The sequence below is a fragment of the Streptomyces sp. RP5T genome (assembly GCF_003933965.1).
Taxonomy (GTDB): domain Bacteria; phylum Actinomycetota; class Actinomycetes; order Streptomycetales; family Streptomycetaceae; genus Streptomyces.
Genome location: NZ_RSAJ01001038.1, coordinates 1 through 1,564 on the forward strand (window position 1 = coordinate 1; position 1,564 = coordinate 1,564).

Here is a 1,564-nt window from a genome sequence, read left to right on the forward strand (position 1 = left end):
GGGGCTAGGGCGTGTTGCGAAAGTCCCGCCTGCCTCGCGACGCCATGCACGCGCCCCCATCCTCGAACCTGCTGCGCAGGGCTCGGACGGGGGGACCCCCTTCGCCGCACCGGGCGAAAGCCCAAGTACATCCAGTACGAGGGCTTCCGCCCGGCACGCCGAGAGCACGCACCTGACGCCGCGAGGCCCGCCCTTCGGGCGAACGACGGGACTTTCGCAACACGCCCTAGCCCCGGCGCTTCGGCTTGCCCCGGCGTGGTGCCGTGCCCTTGGAGCCGCCGGAGCCGCGGGCGCCCCTGGCGCCTCCGGAGGATCCCCGTGCCGTGCTCTTCCCCGCGTTCGCCTGCTTGCGGGGGGCGGTCTTCTCGGGGCGTTGCCTGCGCTCCGGTTCCGGCTGGGTGCGGCCCCGTGAGCTGTTGGGCGTGCGGCCACGGACGATGCCGATGAAGTCCTCGACCATGTCCGTCGTCGCGTCCTCCCGCCAGGCCAGGGCGATGCCGGACTGCGGGGCGTCGGTGAGCGGCCGGTAGGTGAGGTCGCGGCGGTGGTGGAGGCGGGCCAGGGACTGGGGGACGACGAGGACGCCGATGTTCGCCGCCACGAGCTCAATCGCGTCCGCCGTGGTGGCCGGGCGTTCGAAGGCCGGTTCCCCCGGCGGCCGCTCCCAGCCGATGACGTCGTCGAGGGGGTGCAGGACGACCTCGTCGGCGAGGTCCTCCAGCGTGACCTCCTCGGCCGCCGTCACCACGTGGTCCTTGGGGACCACCACGACCGTGGTCTCGGTGTAGAGGGGGATCGCGCTGAACACCGTACGGTCGACCGGCAATCGTACGAAGCCCGCGTCCGCGGCCCCGTCGCGCAACACGTCGGATGCCTCGGCGGCGGAGACCTGGACGAGCTCCAGGGAGATGTCCGGCAGGCGCTCGTTCCAGATCCGCACCCACTTGGCGGGCGTCACCCCGGGGACGTACGCGAGCCGGAAGGAGGGGGATGCTGGCGAGTCTGTCACGCGGCAAGGTTACCCACTGTGGTCGGAGGTCTCGCGCGCGGCCGATACCCTGGATCCCATGACGTCGCACCAGAACACCCAGACGATGAAGCCCGCCACCGCGGCGAAGAAGCTGGGTGTGTACCTCCCTGCCACGCCCGCCGAGTTCCAGGAGGGTGTCGTCTCGCGCGCCGAGTTCAACGAACTCCAGGCGAACCCGCCCCAGTGGCTGCAGGACCTGCGACGCAACGGCCCGCACCCCCGCCCGGTCGTGGCCGCGCGGCTGGGCGTCTCCATCGCCGGTCTGGCGCGCGGCGGCGTCACCGAGCCGCTCACCACCGAGCAGATCGAGGCGCTGCGGGACGAGAAGCCCGAGTGGCTGGAGAAGGAGCGCGCCACTCAGGCGGAGGTCCGCAAGGAGGCGGCGCGCGTCAAGGAGAAGAAGCAGGGCCAGGAGTCCTGACCCTGGGCCCGGCAGGCCATGAAAAATGCCGGTGCGCCGAGTCGAACACCTCTGCGACCATTCCGGCATGGTCCACCGTCTCGAATCCCTGGTCGTCCGGCATGCCCTCCGGC

General features: G+C 71.7%; 2 protein-coding genes. One reads left to right on the forward strand and one right to left on the reverse strand.

The window, feature by feature from the left end:
* Positions 1–226: 226 nt before the first annotated feature.
* A complete protein-coding gene (locus EHS43_RS44255) occupies positions 227–1,009 on the reverse strand; it encodes a LysR substrate-binding domain-containing protein (protein ID WP_125196026.1) in 783 nt (260 codons plus the stop codon).
* Between the two features lie 58 nt (positions 1,010–1,067).
* On the opposite strand from EHS43_RS44255, the gene EHS43_RS44260 reads away from it, so the two are divergent.
* A complete protein-coding gene (locus EHS43_RS44260; protein ID WP_125196027.1) occupies positions 1,068–1,451 on the forward strand; it encodes a DUF5997 family protein in 384 nt (127 codons plus the stop codon).
* Positions 1,452–1,564 lie beyond the last annotated feature (113 nt).